Here is a 4257-nt window from a genome sequence, read left to right as displayed (position 1 = left end):
AAATTAGAAAATCACGTAAAAAAGAGACTTCCATGAACACACTGAATATTATAAAAAACAATATGGAGTTGTCACACTCAGTTGAAATATTAGAAACATTATTAATACACTTATATTTATGCAGCCGGATATCAAATAAAGATCTTGCATTAAAAAGTGGCCTGCCTATTCCTATCATCTCTGCGTTTAAAAAAGAATTAATAAAATATAATTATGCTGAAAACAAAGGTGTTTTTAAATTAAATCCTGTGGGTGTTAAATATGTGCTAGATGAATTGAAATATAAATCGATTGATATAAGTAAATATAATTCCCTTTCATCCGATGAAAGACGAAAAGAGTTTGAAAATGAACTTTCAGTTTTACTGGAGCCTGTATATAACAGTAGACCAAAAGTTAATGTCTTGTTAGATCAAGCGCATGCAACATTAGAAACATCAATACGCCGGGTAATGCTATTACTTAATAACCCAAGGGTATTTAAACAAAATATTTTATTTCTAGGTGATGACGATCTAACTTCCTTAGCCCTAATGATGGCATTTAAAAAACTCGGCTACGATTCCTCAAAAAATATTTTTGTCAAGGATATCGATCAAAGCCTACTAACATTTATTCGAGATGTCGCAGAGCAAAATGATTTTGTCATTAATACTGAATACTTAGATCTAAAGCTCTCTAATGCATACACTAAAAATTTTGACATCGTCTTGACAGATCCACCTTATACATTAAGCGGATTAAAACTATTTTTATCACGTGCTATTAGTTTCACTAAAAATGATAATAGTGAGATTTTACTCTCTTTTGGTCAAAAAAAACCAATGGAAAACCAGGAAGTTCAAAGGTTATTCAATAATCAGAATCTTCTTATCAAGAATATTTATCCGCAATTCAATAAATATCATGGCGGAAGTATCATTAGTAATGTTAGCGATCTCTATGTTCTTTCTGTTACACCACAAACTTACCCGACAATTTCAGGAAAGAATAATTTTTCAGAAAAAATATATACTGGAGAAGTAAACCCCCGTATAAAATTTTATCAATGTAAATCATGTAATAATATGATAACCATTGGACATGAAAAAGACATATTAACAATAGAGCAGCTCATAGAGATAACTTGTAATAAATGTCACAGCACTAAATTTCAATATCGTGGTCAAGAAAAAGTGAGTTCATCGGATCATACGCGACAACTTGGCACTCACATTATTATAGACATGAAAGATTGTGATGCAGAGGTACTGAAATCTGTATCAACCCTTGAAAAAATCATGCTGGATATCGCCCATCAATGTAAGCTGAATGTTGTTACTTATAATTTTCATCAACTCAAACCATGGGGTGTTAGTGGTGCACTAATATTGGCAGAGTCACATTTTACTCTTCACACATGGCCAGAATATCAGTACGCTGCTCTTGATCTATTCGTTTACAATGAATTTAAATATCAAGATACCTTTATAATGCAGCTACAAACACAACTTAACGCCCAAGAATATGAATATAAAATATTACAGCGGGGTTTTTAATTTTAAAATCAATAGAATAACCTTTTAGCACCTTATTTAACGTTGAATTATTAAATTTATTCACTCAACAGAAAACTGATTGTTCATTAGCCTAGAGCGAAAGGCAATCAGTTACAGCATAAATATTATGAAGTAGCTTGAAATAGATATAAATCAATTTTTCGCAAGGAGTTAAATATCTAATTAATTGACATATTTTAAGGGGAAACTGATGACATACAAACCGCTTCACTCTCCCGAAATAAAATATTCATCATGGGAAACCAATGATGCACCGCTATTTATTGTACTTGGGCAATCCAATAGCTATGGTCACGGAACAGAATTACCACCACACGAAAGAATTATCCAAAGCTTAAGCAATGTATTCACCTTATCCCTGCCAGAAGTCTATGACATTAACTTTTCTACCATTAATTGGACAGGGTTAACCAGCTTTGGCAATGCTAATATTGGCGCCCCCGCCGGTTTACCTCGCGGCAATCAAGATCATCCTTACAACGCCGCCAATCGTTTCGCCAAATTTTGGCAAAATCATATCAATCAAGGTAATGCACTGGGTTTACCAGATCTTTACGTGATTTTAATGGGCTGGGGCGGACAGGGAATGTATCTGGATAATCCACCCGATAATCGCTGGGCACCAGAGCGCAATCCACAAGATGTAGAATCCCTTTATCCCCGTGCGATCAGAACATTACGCCTGGCCGTTCAGTCACTACATAAAATGGGCAAAAATCCACGTATCTTAGCTATTCATTGGAATCAATGGGAAGCTGAAACTGAAATTTTGGCGGCAGCCAAAGCATCAGAGATAAATTTCACCCGCATTATTACAGGGATTAGCAATGCTATAGGTTCCTGTTATATTCCGTGGCGATTGTATTACCCACTTTCGGTGGCATTTGATCCCCTCAATACCAGTTATGTGAATGAGGCAATTGAAGATATCATTGCCGCTGATCCTAAATATCGTACCCTGATTGATGCAAGGAATTCGCCAAATTACACCGGCATCGCTTCCGATTATGGTGTTTTCCTGCATGATGAGATGCATTACGACGGCACTACCCAAACCTGGTTCGCACAACAGGAATGGGAATTGATTTTATCCGGTTACCGGGGTGTTAAGATATAAGTCACATCATATGGCGGTTTATGCCGCCATCGATTTCCACATCAAACTTCTGCTTAAGTCCACGCTTCCCTGATTCGGTTAATACCAATTCCCGGCTGTCCAATTGCCTGATAGCCCATTTTTTCTTTAAAAAAGCATCAAGCAACGATGCCCCTAAAAAACCGCCAAGATGAAAATGCCGCTCACTCCAATCAAGACAGGAACAGGCAAATTTTCGCCGCGAAGAGAGAGCCATATGACTGCCTATATCAAGCGAAATCAGAAAATCTTTGCCTGTTGGCGTTAACTCATAATTGTCCGTCATCCAATGATTTACCAACAAACTATCATGAATTTTTACCGCAATTTCCCCTGCCATATGGTCGTAACAAGTTCGGAAAAAACGCAAAGATTGGGGTGTGGAAATTTTGACAATATCGTTATATCCGCCATTAGCAAAACACATCATATTTTCCAGCAACTGAGCGACTTCTTTGTTATAGATTTTAAAATAACGATGCCGCCCCTGTTTAATGCAGCTGATTAAGCTTTCTTCTACCAGACGATTTAAATGGGCGCTGGTTGTTGATGGAACAACATCAGTAGCAGCACTTAATTCTGTCGCGGTATAAGCACGCCCATCCATCAGCAAAAATAACATGCGGGAACGGGTGTAATCAGCCAATACCGCAGCAATGGCAGAAACTCGTTTCTCAAGAGTGAATTCATGCATATTTTGATAAACATCGAAGTGACAGTGATTGCAGCAAGGTAGCTTAGATTTTTTTATCCTTCAAGGAAACGATAATGTTAGCTGTCATATTTGAAGTCGAAATCGCAGAAAACCAAAGTGAACATTATTTTGATACCGCTGCTGCCCTCAGACCATTATTGGATACCATTCCGGGATTTATTTCCGTAGAACGCTTTCAGAGCCTCAATAATAACAATAAATATCTTTCACTCTCCTTCTGGCGTGATGAAGAGTCTGTAAAACAATGGAGAAATACTTACCAGCATCAGGAAGCACAAGCGTTAGGGCGCAATGGGGTGTTTGTGGATTATCGTTTGAGAGTCGCTGCAATTATCCGGGATTACGGGATGTATGCAAGGGAAGAAGCACCAACAGAAAGATGAACAGGCAATAAATTATTAATGGCTTATTCTGCATAATTCTTATTGGGAGATAATGTTCAACACCATTATCTTCCAATAATCATCATAGTCAGTTTGGCGGGAATGGACAATCCGTAAATCGACCAAAAAACATCCAATACCAGTTTCCAATTGAAAATATAACTGTCAAAAAATAAACTATCGACTGTAATTTACTCTCTGCAAATCCTTTTACTCCCTTCATCATAAAAAGAATCATAAAAGGTAATAAAAAGACCAAACACAGAGGGGCTGTCAATTTTCTGTCGTCATTAACTACAAAAGTATTTACTACATCACAAACTGTATTGACCCCCTCTTTCCCAATCATCCAGTCATGATCGACTGTCGAAAAGCACCCAATTAATATTGCACTGTACAAAATAAAGATAATACAAAAGAGTATACTTATAGTTTTCATGTTTACTTATTCTTATCATCAATAGT

At 36.8% G+C, this 4257-nt stretch carries 5 protein-coding genes; 3 read left to right on the top strand and 2 right to left on the bottom strand.

What is annotated here, in order from left to right:
• Both speD and AB204_RS18985 read left to right on the top strand, forming a co-directional pair.
• Positions 1 to 1538 (top strand): adenosylmethionine decarboxylase (gene speD / locus AB204_RS18990; RefSeq protein ID WP_235428145.1); only part of this gene is annotated, 1538 nt, incomplete at its 5' end.
• Positions 1539 to 1749: 211 nt separating this feature from the next.
• Positions 1750 to 2676: a hypothetical protein gene (locus tag AB204_RS18985; protein WP_047964952.1), complete on the top strand. Its 927-nt coding sequence runs from the start codon at positions 1750 to 1752 to the stop codon at positions 2674 to 2676.
• Position 2677: 1 nt separating this feature from the next.
• Here the strand turns inward: AB204_RS18985 and AB204_RS18980 are convergent, their stop codons facing one another.
• Positions 2678 to 3388, bottom strand: a complete 711-nt coding sequence (locus AB204_RS18980; protein WP_047964951.1) for an ArsR family transcriptional regulator — start codon at positions 3386 to 3388, stop codon at positions 2678 to 2680.
• Positions 3389 to 3462: 74 nt separating this feature from the next.
• Between AB204_RS18980 and AB204_RS18975 the strand changes: the two genes are divergently transcribed.
• Positions 3463 to 3792, top strand: a complete 330-nt coding sequence (locus AB204_RS18975; protein ID WP_047964950.1) for an antibiotic biosynthesis monooxygenase family protein — start codon at positions 3463 to 3465, stop codon at positions 3790 to 3792.
• Positions 3793 to 3880: 88 nt separating this feature from the next.
• On the opposite strand, the gene AB204_RS24055 is transcribed toward AB204_RS18975, so the two are convergent.
• Complete coding sequence (locus AB204_RS24055; protein ID WP_047964949.1) at positions 3881 to 4231, bottom strand: DUF2645 family protein; 351 nt, start codon at positions 4229 to 4231, stop codon at positions 3881 to 3883.
• Between the last annotated feature and the right edge of the window lie 26 nt (positions 4232 to 4257).

It is taken from the genome of Xenorhabdus khoisanae (genome assembly GCF_001037465.1).
GTDB classification, from domain to species: Bacteria; Pseudomonadota; Gammaproteobacteria; order Enterobacterales; family Enterobacteriaceae; genus Xenorhabdus; species Xenorhabdus khoisanae.
Note: the sequence above shows the minus strand (reverse complement) of the source record. Positions and strands in the feature narration are given on the sequence as shown.